Source organism: Aliivibrio friggae, from assembly GCF_057368515.1.
In genome coordinates, this window is sequence record NZ_CM170648.1 from 520,678 (window position 1) to 542,460 (window position 21,783).

The 21,783-nt window shown below is 39.8% G+C and carries 21 protein-coding genes; 16 read left to right on the forward strand and 5 right to left on the reverse strand.

Annotated elements, in window-relative coordinates; translation table 11 throughout:
* Positions 1-78: 78 nt before the first annotated feature.
* The 3 genes from rpsO (at position 79) to nlpI (ending at position 3,899) form a co-directional block, all read left to right on the forward strand.
* Positions 79-348 carry a 30S ribosomal protein S15 gene (gene rpsO / locus AC2INI_RS02400; protein WP_060992441.1) on the forward strand — a complete coding sequence of 90 codons (270 nt, stop codon included), beginning with the start codon at positions 79-81 and terminating at the stop codon, positions 346-348.
* A 351-nt stretch (positions 349-699) separates the two neighbouring features.
* A complete protein-coding gene (gene pnp, locus AC2INI_RS02405; protein ID WP_122036676.1) occupies positions 700-2,829 on the forward strand; it encodes a polyribonucleotide nucleotidyltransferase in 2,130 nt (709 codons plus the stop codon).
* 110 nt (positions 2,830-2,939) lie between these two features.
* Entirely contained in the window at positions 2,940-3,899 is a 960-nt protein-coding gene (gene nlpI, locus AC2INI_RS02410) for a lipoprotein NlpI (RefSeq protein WP_122036677.1), read from the forward strand.
* 103 nt (positions 3,900-4,002) lie between these two features.
* Here nlpI and AC2INI_RS02415 read toward each other — a convergent pair whose 3' ends face one another.
* The 3 genes from AC2INI_RS02415 to AC2INI_RS02425 form a co-directional block, all read right to left on the reverse strand.
* On the reverse strand, positions 4,003-4,881 hold the full coding sequence (locus AC2INI_RS02415; RefSeq protein WP_122036678.1) for a U32 family peptidase: 879 nt from the start codon (positions 4,879-4,881) through the stop codon (positions 4,003-4,005).
* A gap of 9 nt (positions 4,882-4,890) precedes the next feature.
* A complete protein-coding gene (ubiU, locus tag AC2INI_RS02420; RefSeq protein ID WP_122036679.1) occupies positions 4,891-5,892 on the reverse strand; it encodes a ubiquinone anaerobic biosynthesis protein UbiU in 1,002 nt (333 codons plus the stop codon).
* A gap of 217 nt (positions 5,893-6,109) precedes the next feature.
* Positions 6,110-8,137, reverse strand: coding sequence for a sensor domain-containing protein (locus AC2INI_RS02425; RefSeq protein ID WP_486305262.1), 2,028 nt, complete (start codon positions 8,135-8,137; stop codon positions 6,110-6,112).
* A gap of 218 nt (positions 8,138-8,355) precedes the next feature.
* Here AC2INI_RS02425 and ubiT point away from each other — a divergent pair, with 218 nt between their 5' ends.
* A complete protein-coding gene (ubiT, locus tag AC2INI_RS02430) occupies positions 8,356-8,874 on the forward strand; it encodes a ubiquinone anaerobic biosynthesis accessory factor UbiT (protein WP_122036681.1) in 519 nt (172 codons plus the stop codon).
* Positions 8,864-9,367 carry a GNAT family N-acetyltransferase gene (locus AC2INI_RS02435; RefSeq protein WP_486305263.1) on the forward strand — a complete coding sequence of 168 codons (504 nt, stop codon included), beginning with the start codon at positions 8,864-8,866 and terminating at the stop codon, positions 9,365-9,367. The genes ubiT and AC2INI_RS02435 overlap by 11 nt, the downstream gene beginning before the upstream one ends.
* A gap of 46 nt (positions 9,368-9,413) precedes the next feature.
* Here AC2INI_RS02435 and AC2INI_RS02440 read toward each other — a convergent pair whose 3' ends face one another.
* Positions 9,414-9,878 (reverse strand): hypothetical protein, encoded by a 465-nt coding sequence (locus tag AC2INI_RS02440; protein ID WP_486305264.1) that lies wholly within the window; start codon positions 9,876-9,878, stop codon positions 9,414-9,416.
* A 167-nt stretch (positions 9,879-10,045) separates the two neighbouring features.
* Here AC2INI_RS02440 and AC2INI_RS02445 point away from each other — a divergent pair, with 167 nt between their 5' ends.
* The 10 genes from AC2INI_RS02445 to deoD all read left to right on the forward strand — a co-directional run bounded on the left by AC2INI_RS02445 (position 10,046) and on the right by deoD (position 19,950).
* Positions 10,046-10,447, forward strand: a complete 402-nt coding sequence (locus tag AC2INI_RS02445; RefSeq protein ID WP_486305265.1) for a DNA polymerase III subunit psi — start codon at positions 10,046-10,048, stop codon at positions 10,445-10,447.
* Complete coding sequence (gene rimI / locus AC2INI_RS02450) at positions 10,437-10,883, forward strand: ribosomal protein S18-alanine N-acetyltransferase (RefSeq protein WP_122036685.1); 447 nt, start codon at positions 10,437-10,439, stop codon at positions 10,881-10,883. Before AC2INI_RS02445 ends, rimI begins: the two co-directional genes overlap by 11 nt.
* A gap of 85 nt (positions 10,884-10,968) precedes the next feature.
* The gene (gene prfC, locus AC2INI_RS02455; RefSeq protein WP_486305266.1) at positions 10,969-12,549 is read left to right on the forward strand and encodes a peptide chain release factor 3; all 1,581 of its coding nucleotides are present in this window, start codon (positions 10,969-10,971) and stop codon (positions 12,547-12,549) included.
* 216 nt (positions 12,550-12,765) lie between these two features.
* On the forward strand, positions 12,766-13,542 hold the full coding sequence (locus tag AC2INI_RS02460) for a TatD family hydrolase (protein ID WP_486305267.1): 777 nt from the start codon (positions 12,766-12,768) through the stop codon (positions 13,540-13,542).
* Between the two features lie 199 nt (positions 13,543-13,741).
* Positions 13,742-14,998 carry a NupC/NupG family nucleoside CNT transporter gene (locus AC2INI_RS02465; protein ID WP_122036689.1) on the forward strand — a complete coding sequence of 419 codons (1,257 nt, stop codon included), beginning with the start codon at positions 13,742-13,744 and terminating at the stop codon, positions 14,996-14,998.
* 273 nt (positions 14,999-15,271) lie between these two features.
* Positions 15,272-15,442, forward strand: coding sequence for a XapX domain-containing protein (locus AC2INI_RS02470; protein WP_122036690.1), 171 nt, complete (start codon positions 15,272-15,274; stop codon positions 15,440-15,442).
* A gap of 265 nt (positions 15,443-15,707) precedes the next feature.
* Positions 15,708-16,484, forward strand: a complete 777-nt coding sequence (gene deoC / locus AC2INI_RS02475; RefSeq protein WP_122036691.1) for a deoxyribose-phosphate aldolase — start codon at positions 15,708-15,710, stop codon at positions 16,482-16,484.
* A 115-nt stretch (positions 16,485-16,599) separates the two neighbouring features.
* Positions 16,600-17,931 (forward strand): thymidine phosphorylase, encoded by a 1,332-nt coding sequence (gene deoA / locus AC2INI_RS02480; protein ID WP_122036692.1) that lies wholly within the window; start codon positions 16,600-16,602, stop codon positions 17,929-17,931.
* 10 nt (positions 17,932-17,941) lie between these two features.
* Entirely contained in the window at positions 17,942-19,162 is a 1,221-nt protein-coding gene (locus AC2INI_RS02485; RefSeq protein ID WP_122036693.1) for a phosphopentomutase, read from the forward strand.
* Positions 19,163-19,233: 71 nt separating this feature from the next.
* Positions 19,234-19,950, forward strand: coding sequence for a purine-nucleoside phosphorylase (gene deoD / locus AC2INI_RS02490; RefSeq protein WP_105054054.1), 717 nt, complete (start codon positions 19,234-19,236; stop codon positions 19,948-19,950).
* Between the two features lie 66 nt (positions 19,951-20,016).
* Here deoD and AC2INI_RS02495 read toward each other — a convergent pair whose 3' ends face one another.
* Entirely contained in the window at positions 20,017-20,613 is a 597-nt protein-coding gene (locus tag AC2INI_RS02495; protein ID WP_122036694.1) for a YtjB family periplasmic protein, read from the reverse strand.
* Positions 20,614-20,746: 133 nt separating this feature from the next.
* Between AC2INI_RS02495 and serB the strand changes: the two genes are divergently transcribed.
* A complete protein-coding gene (gene serB / locus AC2INI_RS02500; RefSeq protein ID WP_486305268.1) occupies positions 20,747-21,715 on the forward strand; it encodes a phosphoserine phosphatase in 969 nt (322 codons plus the stop codon).
* Positions 21,716-21,783 lie beyond the last annotated feature (68 nt).

Below are 21,783 nucleotides of genomic sequence, written 5' to 3' on the forward strand. Positions count from 1 at the left end.
ATAATTCGCCCTTCGCGTAGTGGCTGAATCAGAGATTGGCTGCTACATATATTAAACAACTCTTATCAGGAGAGCATTATGTCTCTGAATGCAGAAACTAAAGCAGCAATCGTTGCAGAATACGCACAATCTGAAGGCGATACAGGTTCACCAGAAGTACAAGTAGCACTACTTACTGCTTCTATCAACCACCTTCAAGGTCACTTCGCTAATCACAAGCACGATCACCACAGCCGTCGTGGTCTATTACGTATGGTTTCTAGCCGTCGTAAGCTTCTTGATTACCTAAAAGGTAAAAACAGCGAGCGTTACCAAAATCTAATCAAACGTCTAGGCCTACGTCGCTAATTTGCGATGTCTGTAAAGACAGTTTGACAAAAAGGAGCGTTTATCGCTCCTTTTTTTGTATCTGCAATAAACACATAGCTTGGTATAACTCTCCTTTTTCATTTCTGAACCTCGCATATTGCCCTAATTGGGGTATACTATGGCCGTTGAAATCGCAGTGTGCGTTTTTAACTCTATAATTTTGTTCATCTATTACAGTCACCGAAGTCGGCCACTAGGTCGCGACTATTACAAGTTATCTTTTATTAAGTAAATTTGTACTAGTCGCGATTGGTAATAGATTGAATTATCACTTAAATTTTCTTAATTTCAGCCAGAAATGGTTTGAGCGTTAAGAATAAAGGAAAAATAATGTTCGCGAATCCAGTCGTAAAATCATTCCAGTACGGTAACCATACCGTAACTCTTGAGACGGGCGTAATGGCTCGTCAAGCAACTGCTGCTGTTATGGCAAGCATGGACGATACTTCAGTATTCGTTTCTGTTGTTGCTAAAAAAGACGCAGTACCAGGTCAAGATTTCTTCCCACTAACAGTAAACTACCAAGAGCGTACATACGCTGCTGGTAAAATCCCTGGTGGTTTCTTTAAGCGTGAAGGTCGTCCTTCAGAAGGCGAAACTCTAACGGCTCGTCTAATCGACCGTCCAATTCGTCCACTTTTCCCAAGTGCGTTTAAAAACGAAGTTCAAGTTATCGCTACGGTTGTTTCTATCAACCCTGACGTAAACCCAGATATGATCACTATGATCGCAACGTCTGCTGCACTTTCTATCGCTGGTGTACCATTCAATGGTCCTATCGGTGCTGCACGTGTTGGTCACATCAATGGTGAGCTAGTTCTTAACCCATCAAACACTGAGCTTGAAAATTCTAAACTAGACCTAGTTGTGTCTGGTACAGAAGGCGCAGTATTAATGGTTGAATCAGAAGCTGATAACCTATCTGAAGAAGAAATGCTTTCTGCTGTTGTATTTGGTCACGACCAACAACAAGTAGTAATTAAAGCTATCAACGAATTTGCTGCTGAAGTTGCTACTCCTGCTTGGGATTGGACTGCTCCAGAAGTAAACGCTGAGCTTAAAGCACAAGTTGCTGAGCTTGCAGAAACTCGTCTTTCTGAAGCGTACCAAATCACTGAGAAAATGGCGCGTTACGAGCAAGTTGGCGTAATTAAAAACGAAGCTGTTGAAGCACTTCTAGCTCAAAATGAAGAACTAGACGAGCGCGAAATCCGTGGCATGCTTGGTTCTCTAGAGAAAAACGTTGTACGTAGCCGCATCATTGCTGGTCACCCACGTATCGATGGCCGTGAAAAAGACATGGTTCGTGCGCTAGACGTACGTACTGGTGTTCTTCCACGTACACACGGTTCTTCTCTATTCACTCGTGGTGAAACTCAAGCACTTGTTACTGCAACGCTTGGTACACAACGTGATGCGCAAATCATCGATAGCCTAATGGGTGAGAAGAAAGATCACTTCCTTCTACACTACAACTTCCCTCCATACTGTGTAGGTGAAACTGGTTTTGTTGGTTCTCCTAAGCGTCGTGAAATTGGTCACGGTAAACTAGCTAAACGTGGTATCCAAGCGGTTATGCCTTCTGTTGAAGAATTTCCATACACAGTACGTGTAGTATCGGAAATCACTGAATCTAACGGTTCATCTTCAATGGCTTCTGTATGTGGTACTTCTCTAGCACTTATGGATGCTGGTGTTCCAATTAAAGCATCTGTTGCTGGTATCGCTATGGGTCTTGTTAAAGAAGGCGACGATTTCGTTGTTCTTTCTGACATCCTTGGCGACGAAGATCACCTAGGTGACATGGACTTTAAAGTAGCAGGTACTAATGCTGGTATCACTGCACTTCAAATGGACATCAAGATCGAAGGTATCACGAAAGAGATCATGCAGATCGCTCTAAACCAAGCACAAGGCGCGCGTAAGCACATCCTTACTGTTATGGATGAAGCAATCTCTGGTGCTCGTGAAGATATCTCTGAATTCGCTCCACGTATCCACACAATGAAAATCAGCTCTGATAAGATCAAAGATGTTATTGGTAAAGGCGGCGCGGTTATTCGTGCTCTTTGTGAAGAAACTGGTACAACTATCGAAATCGAAGACGACGGTACTATCAAAATCGCTGCGACTGAAGGTGCTGCTGCACAAGAAGCAATTCGTCGTATCGAAGAGATTACAGCTGAAGTTGAAGTAGGTAAGATCTACCCAGGTAAAGTAATGCGTATCGTTGATTTCGGTGCATTCGTTACAGTTCTTGGTCCTAAAGAAGGTCTAGTACACATTTCTCAAATTGCTGAAGAGCGTATCGAGAAAGTAGCTGACCACCTACAAGTTGGTCAAGAAGTACAAACTAAAGTACTAGAGATCGACCGTCAAGGCCGTATCCGTCTAAGTATCAAAGAAGCAAATGCTGAGCTAAACCCAGCAGCTGCTGCAGAAGTTAAAGACGCAGAATAATCTGATTGATTACAGTCTTTTGATTTAAAGCGTGTTATAAAGGGAGCAGAAATGCTCCCTTTTCTTTTAACTGTAGTTAGAAGAAGTCAGCTTATCATAGGAGAAAATGAGTGAATTGGATTCGAGTTGCGTTAGTAGGCGCAGTATTAGTTATATCAGGATGTGCATCAAACTCCTCTGGATGGGGCACTCCACCAATGGCGGTTCCTTTGCAGCCAAGTATTCAGCAAGAGATCCAGCTGTCTCGTTTGGACCAACTGTTATTACGACCAGATGTCGATAATATTACTCGTGCAAAAATGTTCTATGAACGTGGTTTAATTAATGACAGTTTAGGTCTACGTGATTTAGCTCGTGTAGACTTCACCCAATCTCTTAATTTAAAGCCAGATCAAAGTGATGTTTTTAATATTTTGGGTGTGTATTACACGCAAAATACTGACTTTGATGGTGCTTATGAAGCATTAGATTCTGCATTAGAACTCGACCCAACGAATCAATTTGCAGAGCGTAATTTAGCTATCGCCCTTTATTATGGCGAGCGTTACGATCAAGCTTATGAGATAGCAAAGAAACATTATAATGATGCACCAACAGACCCATATCGTGCGATTTGGCTCTATTGGATAGGTCTTGAAATTGATCCTATTGCAGCAACAGAAGAATTTAAAGTTCAGTATCAACAACGAACTGACGGTGATTTTGGTTGGGAGTTAGCTGGCGTTATTTTAAAAGAAACATCAGAAGATGAATTTTTAAAAACAATACTTAGTACTACCCGCAATAATGTTGCTTTAGCTGAAAAGTTGACAGAAGGTTACTTCTATCTTGCTAAGCGTTATCAACACGAAGGTGATTATCCAAATGCAATTGCTCTGTATAAATTAGCAATGGCGGGTAATGTCTATGAGTTTGTTGAACATCGTTATTCATTTGTTGAGCTTGGTAAAATTTACCAATCATTACGAGCGATACAAGAAGAGAAACTGAAACAGCAACAAGCGTTAGAAGTAAAATCAGCGCCAGAACAACCAGAAAAAGAAGTGTTAAAAGACGAAGCGACCGAATAATAGTCGTTCGACTCAGTTAAATAAAAAGCCCTTACTTATACTCTTAGTTTAAAGTGTATAAGTAAGGGCTTTTTGTTATCTTAATAACGCTATTTGGGCGATATTATAACTGTATATCAAGGCCAGCAATGTTATGCCAATAACCATTACAGTGACGAGCATCTTTTAAAGAGAATTTTTCTAAGCCTGTTTCATTGGCTTTAAATTTAGAAACTTCACTGAATGTTTCAACACTTAAAGGACTTAATCGCACAACATCAACCAGTTCATTCATACTTGGTAGATCGTTAATTAAGTTGTAGCAATAACCCGATTGAGTTTGAATGCCGTTTAAGGTGAAGACTTCTTGTCCCTCTTGGCTGTTTACCGTGATGCCATTTGGGTACTTAATACAGCAAGTCTCACATTCATCTTTGGGTTTATTTTCCGCTCTTGCGGTAAAGCAGCGAGCTGAATATGCTAATGGCAGATAACCATAGCTGAACACCTCAGTTTCAAACTTATCGCGGATCCCAAGGTCGTCACATTGAGTTAATACGTTCTGTAACCATTCACGTGATAGTTCAACAGGCATACACCAACGAGTCATACCTTGCTTCAAAAATAAGTTTAAGGTTTGAGCGTTATAACAGTTAACCGCTGGTCCAACGACGAAAGGAACTTTGCTTTCTGAAGCTAATTGAATCGCTGAAACGTCATTAGCCTCAATAATGAAATCACCATTATCAATGTACTTTTTCATGGCATTGACTTCACTTGGGGCTTCTAAGAGCGCCATAGTCGATAAAACGACTTGCTTGCCAGAGTCAGAAATATCTTTAGCAATAGCAAACCAATCTTTTGGTTTCATTTCACGACGTTTTGAACAAACACTCTCGCCCAAATAAATAATATCTGCTTCACTGCTTATCGATTTCAGATAAAAAGATTCAATATTCTCTTTAGACCAAAAGTATAAAAGTGGACCTAATGCATATTTCATAATGTTCTCCTATTGCCACTTCTTATGATAAGCACCAAGGGTTGTTTGAGTCCCCTCAGATACATTTGCCAGAGTTGCATCCCATTTAGGTTCAACAGAATAACCTTCAGGATTTGCTTTATAATGATCAATGGCTGCTCGCCAAGTTCGCGTTACTTGTTCGACATAAGCAGGACTACGTTGACGACCTTCAATTTTTACAGAGGCCACATTAGCAGCGAAAAGTTCAGGCACAAGAGATAAGGTATTTAAACTGGTAGGCTCTTCTAATGCATGGAATGTTTTTCCTTCTACATCAAAGCGGCCCTTACAAAGTGTTGGGTAACCTGCATTCTCACCTTCACCATAACGATCAATAAGAATATTATTCAATCGTGATTCAAGGCCATTTTCTGTTTCTTGCCAACGAACATATTTTGCTGGAGAGCAAGCACCAACGGTATTTGGTGATTCTCCTGTCATATAAGAAGATAAGTAACAACGACCTTCAGACATGATGCATAAGCTACCAAAGGCGAAAACTTCTAAATCCACATCAGAGGTTAGATTGCGTGATAGTTGTTTTACCTGATGGATTGAGAGAACTCGTGGCAAGACAACACGCTTGATATTGAAATTCTTTTTATAGAAATCAATCGCAGCAACGTTGGTTGCAGAAGCTTGAACTGATAAGTGTAGTTCTAAATCTGGATAAGTGTTCGCCGCGTATTCTAGAACCCCAATATCTGAGATAATTAATGCATCAATCCCCATAGCTGCCGCATTATCGACGGCTTTAGTCCAACGGCTAAATCCATCTGGGTGAGCAAATGTATTTAAAGCGACGTGAATGTGCTTATTATGGTCGTGAACGTATTGCACTGCTTTCTCAAGCTTTTTACCGGTGAAATTTAAACCTGCAAAATGGCGAGCATTAGTATCGTCTTTAAAACCGATATAAACCGCATCGGCACCGCAATCAATTGCGGTTTTTAGAGCAGGTAAATTACCAGCTGGGCAGAGGAGTTCCATAAGAATACCTAGTTACAAAAATCTGATGCTCTATGATAATGATAAGATAAATTTGAAACTTGATTTAAGGCAGGTTTTTTGTTCTTTTGTTGTCTTAATAAAGCCTTGGCATTAAATAGTATTAAAGATGACTTTTTTTGATTTAATTTTACATAATAGGTTGTAATACCTAGAAAGTGGCAGGCACTATCTAGGTGTTAAGTAGGCAAGTATTTGATTATCTTGAACGTTTATTTTGTACTAATAGCGCTTCAATCTCATGTTTTGGTTGAGGTTTGTGGAAGTGGAAGCCTTGAATGGAATCACAGTTTAAACTTGATAGCAGCATCGCTTGTTGTCTTGTTTCTACACCCTCAGCAACGATATCCATGTTCAAGTTTTTACCTAAATTAATCACATTTTCAATAATAGTAATTTGTTTGGGTAGTGTATCTATTTCATTAATGAAACCACGATCAATCTTTAATTCATCGAGTGGGAAGCGAGCAAGGTAAGCTAAAGAGGAATAACCAGTACCAAAGTCATCAATAGAAAGGGTAAACCCAAGTTTTTTAATCGCATCAAGCATTTGAATGGCATGCTCACCATCACTCATTACTGCGCTTTCTGTTAACTCGAGAGTGATGTCGTTTGGATCCACTTGAGTTGTTTTTAATAGTCGCTCCATATATTCAAGCAACAGAGGGTTGCCAAATTGTTCTGGTGACAGGTTGATGGCAATTCTTCCCGGTAAAATACCTTGGCTTCTCCATTCTTTAACTGTCTGGAATACTTCACGCATAACCACTTTGCCTAGCGTTTCAATCAAGCCTGAACGCTCAGCAACGGGAATAAATCGAGCAGGGCTGATATAACCTTCTACAGGGTGCTTCCAACGCACAAGAGCTTCAGCACCATTGATTCTGAAATCACGAGCACTTACTTTTGGCTGATACCATACTTCAAGGCCATTGTTTTGTAAGGCTTTTTGTAATTCAATTTCTAACCATAAACGCATTCTTGCTTCTTTGTTCATTTGGTCATGAAATTTGATTAATCGATTTCGGCCACGATCTTTGGCTTCGTACATTGCGGTATCTGCATTTTGTAGCAAGCTTCGAGCATCTGTCCCATCGGTTGGGTATTGAACGCTACCAATAGAACAAGCGAGTCGTTTAGAGAAATGAACCAGGTCAAAAGGTTGATTGATCAGCTTTATTATCTTTTCAGCCAGTTGTTCAAGGATTTGGTTGTGTTCAGGCTTTGGAAAAAGAATACCAAACTCATCTCCGGCTAGATGACCAACCACTGCGTGTTTTGGAAGTAATTTCTGTAAGCGAGTTGAAATTTCTTTTAATACTCTATCGCCAATGTGATGGCCTAAAGAGTCGTTAATGTTTTTAAAGTTATCGATGTCCAAATAGAGCATGAAAAAGGGAACATCTTCTTTAATCATTTTTTCAATAACGTGAGTAAAACCGTGTCGGTTATAGATCCCCGTTAATAAATCAATTTGGGATGCGGCAACTTGGCTTACAACTGCAGTCTGTTTTTTATTTTCTTTTACAATAACTAAATGAGCAGGGCTACCTAAAATGTGTGTTTCTTCAACGGTTAAGGTTAGCTCTATTCGCGTACCACAATTAACGGTCGTTCTCACAATTAATTGTTGTTCCGACGCTAGAGTGATAATGGCTTCTGATAATGATTGGTTTTTATTTGCAGGAGTTAACAGTTGCTCAATACTTTCACCGATAAATTCACTGGCTTTATTAAAACCAAGTACTTTAGCTGAGGCGGTATTTGCGGAGACAATAATGTCACCTTCAATTAAGAAGACCGCGTCATTAAGCAGTTCGGTGAGTTTATGATATTTTGATTCACTCTCTTTCAAAGAGCTAAGTAGTTGCTGCCGCTCAGAGGTATCGACAGCGTGAAAAACAATATAGGTATTATTATCTTGTTCAATAGGGAATAGACTGAAATGAAGACTGGTATCAAAGCGGTGGTCATCGAGAGTGATTTCAGCTTCAATTTTCTCTCCATTTAGCGCTCTATTATAATACGCTTTAAGTGACGAGTAGAAATGAGCTCCTAAAATATCGCTATCAGATCGACCGTATAACTCTTCTCTATTTAATCCACTGATTTCGCAGTAACGATTATTTACGGTCACATAGTTATGATCCGAGTCCAAAATAGCAAACAGAAATGGACTATTATCTGTCAGTAAAGGAAGCCAATGTTGTATTTGAGAAAGAGACATAGTGTTACCGCTTTTTAGTAAAAAGAAGACCAATAACTTCCAGAATTAATAATAATCATCAGTATTTATAAGTCGAACAATAAAATATACATTGAATGAATCCCTATTTTCTACCTTAAATTGTAATAAGTGCTTTTTTTGATAAGAAACAGGTTAGATATCGGGCAATCAATTTATACTTGCTTACAGTTATCGACCAAATGTAATGGAAATTAAGCGTGATTAATCAAATTCGTTCAAAAATAGTAAAAAATGCGGCATCGATCTTAAAAACACCGGCAAAGTTAGTTCCTGTTTCAATGCAACAGAAGGTATTGCTTGAAGGGTTAAAACAAGTATTTCATGAAGCGCTTGAAGATGGTGATTTTGAGTTTTTAGAAGATAAATGGTTAAAAGTTTCAATTACTGATCTCGAATTGCACTGGTTTATCAGTTATCAAGATGAAAAGCTGATAGTCTCAGGCAACATCGAGAGTGATGATGTGAGCTTTAGCGGACAGTTAAATGATTTAATCTTGATTGCTGGCCGTAAAGAAGATCCTGATACTCTATTTTTCCAACGTCGCTTGAAAATTGAAGGTGATACAGAGCTTGGGTTAGAAGTGAAAAACTTGATGGACAGTGTAGATCTTGATTCATTACCAAAGCCTTTAAATCAAGCATTAATGACGTTGGCTAATTTTGTCCAACAGGGCTTGCAGAAGCCTGAAGTAAAAGAGACGATAAATGCTTATTAGAACTGAAGCTCCAGCGGATATTTTAACGATTGATCGATTAGTTCGTACGACATTTGAAACAGAAGCAGAAGCTAGCTTGGTCATGTCCTTACGTGAAAATAGCCATTTAACTTTATCATTAGTGGCTTGTACGGATGAAGGTGAAGTGATTGGACACTGCTTGTTTAGCCCTGTAATGCTTAATGGTGAAGATCTTAATTGGCAAGGGCTCGCTCCTTTGTGCGTTAAAGAAGAATACCAAAAACAAGGCATAGCCCAGGACCTAATTAAAGAGGGGTTAGAAACACTGACCGAACTCGGTTACCCTGTTGTTGTTGTGTTAGGTGATCCTGCCTATTATCAACGCTTTGGTTTTGAAACGGCCAAAAATCATGATATGGAATGCAAATGGGAAGTGCCAGAAGAGGCATTTATGATTAAAGCGTGCTCACCCGAATTCATAGAAGGGAAAGCAGGCTTGATCGAATACTGCCCTGAGTTTGATTTACTATAATGAAGTCATGGAATGCTCATATTTACTAATGGGCATTCATTTTTATTTATCGTTTTAGTCCCCAGACCTCTATCTTTGCTTTTTTGACGACACCTGCGGTGTTTAAGGCTAAGCTTCCCCAGCTTTTATATTCTAACTCAAGAAAATCAAATTTCGCTTTTTCTGAACCTGGAAGCTTGTAAACTCTGGTCGACATGCCTTTGGTTAAGGTACCTAATGTACTTAATTTTTTAGTCGCCCCATCCGTCATAGTGACATTCATGCTTTTAATGTTTACCGTACCTTGGACACACTTTACTTTTATTTTTGAAAACTTTCTTTCGCTGACAAAAGCAAGAGGTTCAACGGTATCTGTTTCTTCTTCAAAGTTAACTACTTTATCGCTGATTAAAACCCATTCATTTTCATTGGCATAGGCAGTATTTACAGAGGCGACATTAATCAATATTACCAATAGTAAAAACGTGATTAATGAGCAAATACCAGCAGCGGTGAGTAATTGTTTTTTCATGAATATGGCCTTAAGTCAGTCGGGTCGCAGAGACTATAAAATGAAGATAATGCCAAAGTCAGGGGGAGGTCAAATCCATCAGATGTTTATTATTTAAGACACTTCAAGTGGCATCAATACTGGAATGTTGATAGTATTCTTCCCCTTAGATTGACAGGTGAATTGATATGCCACAGCAAGCGTTACAGTTTTTAAATGAAATGAATATTTCGGTTTGGCAAGTTCGTCAACCTGAATTCTTTCCTGCATTAGAAGCAAGCACAATATCGCTACCTGAAACTTGTCAGTTGTTATTTGTAGCTCCTGCTATTCCTACTGAACGTGATGCTTTTCTCTTTGGAAAGGTACTTGCGAGTATGAAACTATTACCAGAGCAGGCGTTATTTCTTCCTTCTGAGTCGTTAGAGTATTTAGCTGAGCATCATTTAACATGGTGTTGGTTCTCAGGTGTGCCTGTTACTGAATTGGAAGAAGTAAAAGCATTAAGTTCACCGCTTCTTTCTGAAATGCATGCTAATACCCAATCACGACGCGATTTATGGCGACAAATTTGTTCTTATGACCATTAATATTCAATGCATTTCTGATGCTCACCTAGATGATATTTGGCGAATTGAAAGAGCGGCACATTCACACCCTTGGGCTGAATCAATGATCCGTGATTTGAATAGTCGCTGCGCGCAACACCGAGTGATGCTAGAAAACGATCAAGTTGTTGGCTATTTCTATGCTCAAAATGTGGTGGGAGAAGTCACTTTACTTAATATAGCGATAGATCCTGCGTATCAAAGAAAAGGGTTTGGTCGTAAATTGACGGAGTTTTTTATTGATATGTGTATGGAACAAAGCGCTGAGTCTGCTTGGCTTGAGGTGCGTGAAAGTAATGTTAACGCGATTTCTTTATATGAATCTGAAGGGTTTAATGAAGTGACTCGACGCCACGATTACTACCCAACAGCTAATGGTAAGGAAGATGCCATTATCATGAGTTATATATTCTTTTAATTCGGCGCTTTAGATAATCAACGTCTTTGAGTATAATCTCGCCTAATTACATCCTTTCTGAAATCTTACAGGATTATCAACGCTTATGTCTTTTTTACAAGAAGTGGGTAAACGCAGAACGTTTGCCATCATTTCTCACCCGGATGCGGGTAAAACAACCATTACTGAAAAAGTATTATTATTCGGAAACGCGATTCAAAAAGCGGGTACGGTAAAAGGTCGTGGTTCAAACCAGCACGCAAAATCAGACTGGATGGAAATGGAAAAAGAACGTGGTATCTCGGTAACTACGTCGGTAATGCAATTTCCATTTAACGGTTGCCTAGTTAACCTTCTTGATACTCCTGGACACGAAGATTTCTCGGAAGATACCTACCGTACATTAACAGCGGTAGATTCATGTCTAATGGTTATCGATGCGGCGAAAGGTGTCGAAGACCGTACTCGTAAACTAATGGAAGTAACACGTTTACGTGACACACCAATCGTTACGTTTATGAACAAATTAGACCGTGAAGTACGTGATCCAATGGAAGTGCTTGATGAAGTAGAAAGCGAGCTAGGAATGGCTTGTGCACCTATTTCATGGCCTATCGGTTGTGGTAAAGAGTTTAAAGGTGTTTATCACATTCATCGTGATGAAACGATCTTGTATGAATCAGGCCATGGCCATGAGATCCAAGAAGTTCGCACCATTAAAGGCTTAGATAACCCTGAATTGGATGCTGCAGTAGGTGCTGAACTGGCTGCAAGTGTGCGTGAAGAGTTAGAGCTTGTTATTGGCGCATGTCCTGAGTTTGATCTTGAATTATTCTTAGCGGGCGAGCTAACACCGGTTTATTTTGGTACTGCACTAGGTAACTTTGGTGTTGACCATATGCTAGAAGGCTTAACTGAGTGGGCTCCAGCACCACAAACTCGTGAAGCGGTAGAGCGTTCAGTAGAAGCTACAGAAGAGAAGTTCTCAGGCTTTGTATTTAAGATCCAAGCAAACATGGATCCTAAACACCGTGACCGTATTGCTTTCATGCGTATCGTGTCTGGTACTTATACTCAAAGCATGAAAATGAATCACGTCCGTACAGGTAAGAACGTTAGTATTTCTGATGCAGTAACCTTTATGGCAGGGGATCGCTCTCGTGCTGAAACGGCTTATGCAGGTGACATTATTGGTTTACATAACCATGGTACGATCCAAATCGGTGATACGTTCACGCAAGGTGAAAACTTGAAGTTCTCAGGTATTCCAAACTTTGCCCCTGAACTATTCCGTCGTATTCGCCTAAAAGATCCACTAAAACAAAAGCAACTGCTAAAAGGCCTTGTTCAACTTTCAGAAGAAGGTGCTGTACAGGTTTTCCGTCCACTACAAAACAATGATTTGATTGTTGGTGCGGTTGGTGTACTTCAGTTTGATGTGGTTGTTTCTCGTTTGAAATCTGAATATAACGTTGAAGCTATTTATGAAGGTATCAGTGTCGCAACCGCTCGTTGGGTTGAATGTACCGATGGTAAAATCATGGACGACTTCCAACGTAAAAACCAAACTAACCTAGCGTTAGATGGTGGCAATAACTTAACGTATATTGCACCGACGATGGTTAATTTGAATTTAGCGTCTGAGCGTTTCCCTGAGGTTCAATTCAGAGCAACTCGCGAACACTAATTAGCTATTTATCAAATAAATGAAACGGAGTCTTAATGGACTCCGTTTTTGTATCTATAGTTTACTTAGTCGCTGTTTTTAGTTTTGAAGTTAGAGGTGAGTTATGTGGAAAATTATTAAACAATGGATTAAAAAATATGATGCATGGTGCGAGTCTCTTGGCTTAACACCTGAAAATAAGCGCAGCTGTGTACCATATAAAAAAGAAGGTGAATAATGTCATTTGAATTTATTGACTCTCATTGTCATTTGGATTTTTCTCCTTTTTCTGAAAATGAACCGTATTATCTTCAAAAAGCTCAAGCGAAAGGCGTCAGCAAATTTATTGTTCCTAGTGTTAATCAATCTAATTGGGCTAACGTTGTCTCCTTATCACGTCAGAATGCATCAATTTATTATGCTTTAGGCATTCATCCTCTCTTTATCTCAAATGATCATCAATCTGAATTGGCCTCATTAAAGCTATTTGTCAACGAACATAGAGATAAGTGTGTTGCTGTTGGTGAGTGCGGCTTAGATTTTTGGGATAAAGAAAGTAATCGAGATATTCAAATTGATGTCTTTAGAGAGCAGTGCCTATTAGCCAAAATCCACCAACTTCCTTTAATTGTTCACAGTCGAAAAAGCCACGATCATGTTTTTAAAATACTGCGAGAAATAAAACCAGAGAAAGGGGGCGTTATCCATGGCTTTAGTGGCAGCTTGCAACAAGCAGAACAATTCATTTCTTTGGGGTTCTTGATTGGTGTTAGCGGAGTGATCACTTATGAGCGTGCAAAAAAAACAAGAGAGGTGATTGCTCAAATACCACTTGAGATGATTTTATTAGAAACTGATTCTCCAGATATGCCAATTAATGGATTTCAAGGGGAGCCCAATTCGCCAGATAAAGTGCTAAGTATCTATGAATACTTGTGTTTGCTTAGAAAAGAATCAAAGCAAACGGTTGCAAAAGCTGTTTATAAAAATACCACCTCTTTGTTTGGGATTTGAGTTATTTGTCATTACTTTAGGTGTAATTGATGAATATTTAGATTTCAATTAGTGATAAGAGTCACAATTATGAGTGAATACATGATGTACGGACGACGAATGTGTGACAACAGCATTACTTTATTGGTGCTTCAGTGAGTATAATCGCCCCCGCTAATTTGAAACACGCCAACAATCAATTTTAGGGAAACTTTTAACTATGAGCCTGTTAATGAGCTTGGTTGGGATTGTAGCACTGCTTGCTTTTGCAGTACTTCTATCTGATAACCGCAAAGCAATCAATCTACGTACTGTCGGTGGCGCTTTTGCCATTCAATTTCTTTTAGGTGCATTCATACTTTATGTACCTGTGGGTCGTGATGTACTTTTAGGTGCATCTGAAGCGGTTGCTAATGTAATAAACTACGGTAACACAGGTATCGAATTCTTATTCGGTGGCCTAGTATCGGGTAAAATGTTTGAATTATTTGGCGGCGGCGGTTTCATCTTCGCACTGCGTGTTCTTCCTGTAATCGTATTCTTTGCATCATTAACTGCGGTACTTTATTACCTTGGTATTATGCAAGTCGTGATTAACTTCCTAGGTGGTGCTCTTCAAAAAGCACTAGGCACTTCTCGTGCGGAATCACTTTCTGCTACTGCGAACATTTTCGTTGGTCAAACAGAAGCACCTCTAGTAGTTCGTCCATTCATTCCAAAAATGACTCAATCTGAATTGTTTGCAGTAATGTGTGGTGGTCTTGCTTCTGTTGCTGGTGGTGTACTTGCTGGTTATGCTTCTATGGGCGTGCCTCTAGAATACCTAATCGCGGCATCATTCATGGCTGCACCTGGTGGTCTTCTATTTGCTAAAATTCTTAAACCAGAAACGGAAACTCCGGTTGATCAATTTGATGCTTTAGAACAAGAAGGCGCAGACAAACCTGCAAACGTAATTGATGCCGCAGCTGCTGGTGCAGCAACAGGTATGCAACTTGCGTTAAACGTAGGTGCAATGCTTCTTGCATTCATCGGTCTAATCGCTCTAATCAACGGTATCCTTGGTGGTGTTGGTGGTTGGTTCGGTATGCCAGACATTACTCTAGAGCTTATTCTTGGTTACATCTTTGCTCCAGTTGCATTCATTATCGGTGTGCCGTGGGAAGAAGCGACAATCGCAGGTTCATTCCTTGGTCAAAAACTGGTAGTTAACGAATTCGTTGCTTACCTAAACTTTGCACCGTACCTAGCTGAAGGCGCTGAAGTAGTTCTTTCTGAGAAAACAAAAGCAATCATTTCATTCGCATTATGTGGTTTTGCTAACCTTTCTTCTGTAGCGATTCTACTTGGTGGTTTAGGTAGCCTTGCTCCTGAACGTCGTCATGATATCGCTAAGATGGGTATGAAAGCTGTTGCTGCTGGTACATTATCAAACTTAATGTCTGCAACAATCGCAGGTCTATTCCTATCTCTATAATCATTATAGAGTAAGTTAGATACCTAAAAACCCGCATTCAATGCGGGTTTTTTTATATCTATAGAAAAGAAAAAATTGTGATGTCTGAATGAATCGTTTTCACACTTTTTAGGTAAAAAGTTTGAGATGCAAACCGATTGCGTTACTCGTTAGAAACATAAGCAGTAAATTAACTTGGTATAATGTGAGGCATAGTAAAGAGAAACACAGCTAGATTATCAAAAATAAACTATGTTTAATGCATACATATAATGAGAATCTAGAGAGTTAATTATGAATGAAGTTCTATTGTCTATATTTGCAGGTTTGATTGTTGGCGTTGTTTTTTCAGCAATTAAATTACCTATTCCAGCACCACCTGTTTTATCAGGAGTGATGGGGATTGTCGGTGTTTACGCCGGTGCAGTCGGTTATCAATGGATAATTGAACGTTTCTTTTCATAATCTCTGTGTCTTTATATGGAAACATGGTTTCACTAGTGACACTAGAGAAGTATTGGTAAAATGAACCATGTTTCAACGGCGTCTCATGATGAGATGTTAGAGCGGTACTCATTCATACTATTGAAGTAAGTACTGGCGGCAAAATGGATATTGATTGGGCGTTATGCGCTCAAGTCTTCAGGGAATCAAGTCCGCTCATTTGCTGTTGAACTTAATATATGAACAGCAAAACTATCAAAGAATTTATTCTATTTTGGAGATAACAATGAGCGATTTAAAAGCAGCGGCACTACGTGCATTAAAATTAATGGATCTAACGACGCTTAACGATAACGATACAGATGAAGCGGTAATCGCATTATGTAAGAATGCGAAAACAGCAGTAGGTAATACAGCAGCTGTTTGTATTTACCCGCGCTTCGTACCTATCGCTAAGAAAACGCTGCGCGAGCAAGGCACACCAGAAGTACGCATTGCAACGGTAACTAACTTCCCACACGGTAATGACGATATTGCTATCGCTGTTGCTGAAACTAAAGCCGCTGTTGCTTACGGTGCTGATGAAGTTGATGTGGTATTCCCATACCGTGCATTGATTGCTGGTGACGAAACAGTAGGTTTTGAACTGGTTAAACAGTGTAAAGAAGCGTGTGGTGATGTTCTGCTTAAAGTAATCATCGAAACGGGTGAGCTAAAAGAAGAAGCATTGATCAAAAAAGCGTCTCAAATCTGTATTGAAGCAGGCGCTAACTTCATTAAAACATCAACAGGTAAAGTGCCAGTTAACGCAACACCTGAATATGCACGCATGATGCTAGAAGTAATTCGTGATATGGGCGTAGCTAAAACAGTTGGCTTTAAGCCTGCTGGCGGCGTTCGTACTGCTGAAGATGCACAAGCATACCTAGCAATGGCTGATGATATTTTAGGTGGCGATTGGGCTGATAACATGCACTACCGTTTTGGTGCTTCAAGCCTACTGACTAATCTTTTAAATACATTAGAAGTAACAGAAGAAACAGCTGACCCATCAGCTTACTAGTTTCTCGTTACTTGATTTATAGCTAAAAAATAAATCGACTTAGGTGAGGCATTACCGTCTCACCTACCTCAACCCTACCTATATAAATTACCCAACCAAGATTGGGGAGGCACTAATGTATCTACCACAAGAGATTATTCGCAGAAAACGTGACAATAAAGTACTAACAACAGAAGAAATTAACTTCTTTATTCAAGGGGTTGCAAAGAATACCGTGTCTGAAGGTCAAATTGCAGCTTTTGCAATGGCGGTCTACTTTAATGAAATGACAATGCCAGAACGTATCGCATTAACGTGTGCAATGCGTGATTCAGGCATGGTGATTGATTGGAGTCACATGAACTTTGACGGACCTATTGTTGATAAACATTCAACAGGTGGCGTTGGTGACGTGACTTCATTGATGCTTGGCCCTATGGTGGCTGCGTGTGGTGGCTATGTTCCAATGATCTCTGGCCGTGGTTTAGGTCACACTGGCGGTACTCTGGATAAACTTGAATCTATTGCTGGTTACAACATTATGCCAAGCAATGAGATTTTTGGAAAAGTAACTAAAGAAGCTGGTGTGGCGATTATTGGCCAAACAGGTGATTTAGCTCCTGCTGATAAACGTGTGTATGCCACTCGTGATGTAACAGCAACTGTTGATAATATTTCATTGATCACGGCCTCTATCTTATCTAAGAAATTAGCGGCAGGTTTAGACTCGTTAGTAATGGATGTTAAAGTCGGTTCTGGTGCATTTATGCCAACTTACGAAGCATCTGAAGAGTTAGCAAAATCTATCGTAGCAGTAGCAAATGGAGCTGGAACTAAGACAACGGCACTGCTTACTGATATGAACCAAGTATTGGCCTCTACAGCCGGTAATGCATTAGAAGTACGTGAAGCGATTCGTTTCTTAACTGGTGAATATCGTAATCCTCGTTTATACGAAGTAACGATGGCACTATGTGCTGAGATGCTAGTAATTGCTAACTTAGCAAAAGATGAAAAAGAAGCTCGAGCTAAATTACAAACGGTATTAGATAATGGCAAAGCAGCAGAATGCTTTGGTAAAATGGTATTTGGTCTTGGTGGTCCAAGTGACATTATTGAAAATTACGATAACCACTTAGAAAGCGCACAAATTATTAAACCTGTATTTGCAGATAAAGCCGGTTTCGTTAATGCAATGGATACTCGTGATTTGGGTATGGCAGTTGTAGGTATGGGCGGTGGCCGTCGTGTTGCAACCGATACTATTGATTATGCGGTTGGTTTAAGTGATATGATCCGTCTTGGTCAAACAGCAGATACAGAACAACCACTAGCGATGATCCATGCTCGCAGTGAAGAACAATGGCAACAAGCCGCGGATGCTGTAAAAGCAGCAATCGTGATTAGTGATGAACAACCAGAAATGACTCCGGAAGTTTATCGCAAAATTCGCCCTGAAGATGTGTAAGGAAGAAAACATGAAACGTGCAATAATTTTAGTACTAGATTCATTTGGTATCGGTGCCGCAGGCGACGCTGAAAAATTTGGCGATGTAGGTTCAGATACTATGGGTCATATTGCTGAGCAGTGTGATAAAGGCCTAGCTGACAACAGTAATCGTCAAGGACCTTTAACTCTTCCAAACCTTTCTAAGCTTGGTTTAGCGATGGCGGGTAAAGAATCAACAGGTCAATTTGCAGCAGGTTTAGATGCGAACGCTGAGATCATTGGTGCTTACGGCCATGCGGCTGAATTGTCTTCAGGTAAAGATACGCCTTCAGGTCACTGGGAAATCGCCGGTGTTCCAGTATTGTTTGATTGGGGTTACTTTTCTGATAAAACAAACAGCTTCCCTAAAGAACTGACTGATCGGATTCTTGCTCGTGCAAATCTTTCTGGTTACCTAGGTAACTGCCATGCATCAGGAACTCAAGTACTTGATGATTTGGGCGAAGAGCACATGAAAACAGGCATGCCTATTTTCTATACCTCTGCCGATTCAGTATTCCAAATTGCCTGTCATGAAGAGACATTTGGTTTAGATAATTTGCTAACGCTTTGTCAGATTGCTCGTGAAGAACTTGCTGATTACAATATTGGCCGTGTAATTGCGCGTCCATTTGTTGGTGAAGGCAAAGGTAAATTTGAGCGTACAGGTAATCGTCGTGATTTATCACTAGAGCCACCGGCAACTACCGTGCTGCAAAAATTAGTTGAAGAGAAGAATGGCCACGTTCATTCAATTGGCAAGATCTCTGATATTTACGCAGGTTGCGGTATTACTCAAAAAACCAAAGCGACAGGTATCCCTGCATTGTTTGATGCGACTAAAGACGCGATTGAAACGGCAGGTGATAACACTATCGTATTTACTAACTTTGTCGATTTCGATTCAGCGTATGGTCATCGTCGCGATGTGGCAGGTTATGCCGCAGCATTAGAATATTTTGATGGTCGTCTTCCTGAGATCATGGATATGCTAAAAGAAGATGATATTCTTATTCTAACGGCAGATCACGGTTGTGATCCAACATGGCCAGGAACCGATCATACACGTGAACATATCCCAGTGATTGTTTATGGTCATAAAGTACCTGCTGGCTCATTAGGGCGTCGTGATACATTTGCAGATATTGGTCAAACCTTAGCAGAGTACTTTGAAACCTCTGATATGGAATATGGAAAATCTTTCCTATAAAAAATGATAAGCAGTAGGGCCCTCTCTACTGCTTTTTTCTATTTAACGTTAAATAAGCAAGGATATAAATTATGGCTACTCCACATATTAATGCTGAAATGGGTGATTTTGCAGACGTAGTACTGATGCCTGGTGACCCAATCCGCGCAAAATACATTGCTGAGACATTCCTTGATGATGTAGTTCAAGTATGTGACGTTCGTAATATGTATGGTTTTACGGGTACTTATAAAGGTCGTAAGATTTCTGTTATGGGCCACGGTATGGGTATTCCATCATGCTCAATCTACATGACAGAGTTAGTAAAAGATTTTGGCGTTAAAAAAGTGATCCGTGTAGGCAGCTGTGGTGCTGTGAATGATGGCATCAAACTACGTGATGTTGTTATCGGTATGGGCGCATGTACTGATTCAAAAGTGAACCGCATCCGTTTTAAAGATCATGACTTTGCAGCGATTGCTGATTATGAAATGGTTCGTAACGCAGAGTTAGCAGCTCAAGCACGTGGTATCGATGTAAAAGTAGGTAACCTTTTCTCTGCTGAGTTGTTCTATACGCCAGATCCAAGCATGTTTGATCTTATGGACAAATACGGCATTGTAGGCGTAGAGATGGAAGCCGCAGGTATGTACGGTGTGGCTGCTGAATACGGTGCAAAAGCATTAGCAATTTGTACAGTATCGGATCACATTAAGACCGGTGAGCAAACAACATCAGATGAGCGTGCAACGACGTTTGATGAAATGATGCTAATCGCACTAGATTCAGTATTACTTGGCGATAAATAATATCAATTGCTAAGTTAACGCTTAGATATAAAAAGGCGATGAGGGTGACTTCATCGCCTTTCTTTTTTATGATTTTCCACCAAATAAAGTAGTGATAGGTTTATTTGAGTTTTTACGTTTTCGAAGTAGAGCCATAATGAGCATTCCCGACACTAAACTTATCGCTAACATACCAAACATTAAGCGATCACTTTTACGGTAATGATGATTAGCAAATCCTGTCAGGGTTGATTTCTCAAAGGTAATCCTTAAAAAGCCCATTAGATGATTATCTTTTGTGATTGGCTCTATTAACTGTTGGCGGCCAATACCATCAATAGAAAGTGGGGTGTTTAATCCTGTAATTTGAGAGGCAGTAAGTGCATTGTCACTTTTAGCTAAAATGCCGCCTTCCGCATCATAAATCGTTGCATCGAATACTAGAGGCTCTTTGGCTAAATTGTTAGCCAGTTGCAGTAACCCTTCATGATTATCTTGTTTGATATTATCAACAGAAAAGAGGGCAGCTTGGCGAGTCATTGTTCGACTTAAATCTTGTAACTGTTTATTTTGAATGACTTGGTTGCTGTCACTGATAACGGTACTGTTGATTAAAATAAAATAACTGAATGCCAAAAGAGAAAGTAACATTATACTTTTGGTGACAAAATTTTGAGAAAGCATCGTTAGCACCACAAAAATAAGAATGACGGAATTATACCCAAATTTAAAAAAAATAGCAGTTTATGTCTTAACAGGCTTGCTCAATGTAGTTTCAATCGGTATTTTTGAGACAGGATGAGTAAGGAAATAAATCATGGATACGATAGCGCCATTTTCAATTAAGAAGCAAGCCACATTAGTTAGCCGCTTTAGAACATCAGTAACAGCCTCTCAGTTAGAGATAAAGAGTGTTGGATGGGTCATTTATGGGCCACACCTTTCACCTCTTCATTTTAAAGATATCGACTTTTTTGTTGGTATGACAACCACCATCGTTAGAACCTGGAAAGTTGGCAATTATGAAGTTGCTGCCATTGCTGGTGATATTACGCCTGAATATAAAATCATTGTTGATGAACTAGGCTTAGATTACGTCGAGATCAAAGATATTCCAGATCTTTCAACGCCAGGGATCATTCTTTTTGATATGGATTCGACAGCAATAGAGATCGAATGTATTGATGAAATTGCGAAACTAGCAGGTGTTGGTAAGCAAGTATCAGAAGTCACAGAACGAGCAATGCAGGGTGAACTCGATTTTAAAGAAAGTTTGCTTCAACGTGTAGGAAGCTTGGCAGGTGCAGATGAAGCGATCCTTGCTAAAGTTAAATCTGAACTTCCTTTTATGCCTGAAATTAGAGAACTGGTCGCAACGATGCAGAAGTATGGTTGGAAAGCGGCAATTGCTTCTGGCGGCTTTACTTATTTCTCGGATTATCTAAAAGAAGAATTAAATTTAGTACACGCACAATCTAATCAACTTGAAATCCTTAATGGAAAGCTGACAGGTAACGTTATTGGTGACATTGTTAGTGCTGAAACAAAAGCAGAGATCTTAGTTGAATTAGCTGATAAGTATGACATTGAGATCAGCAATACAGTCGCTGTCGGTGATGGTGCCAATGATCTGGTCATGATGGAGGCTGCAGGCCTTGGCATTGCTTATCATGCAAAACCTAAGGTTCAACAACAAGCTCAAGCAGCCATTCGTCATGCTGATTTAGGCGGAGTCGCTTGTATTCTTTCAGCTTCGTTGTTATTGAATAAGAAACTAAGTTGGTAAATCTCAGATAAGAATAGATAGGTAAATGGACTCTTCATTTTAAGTTGAGTCCATTTTTTGTATATGAC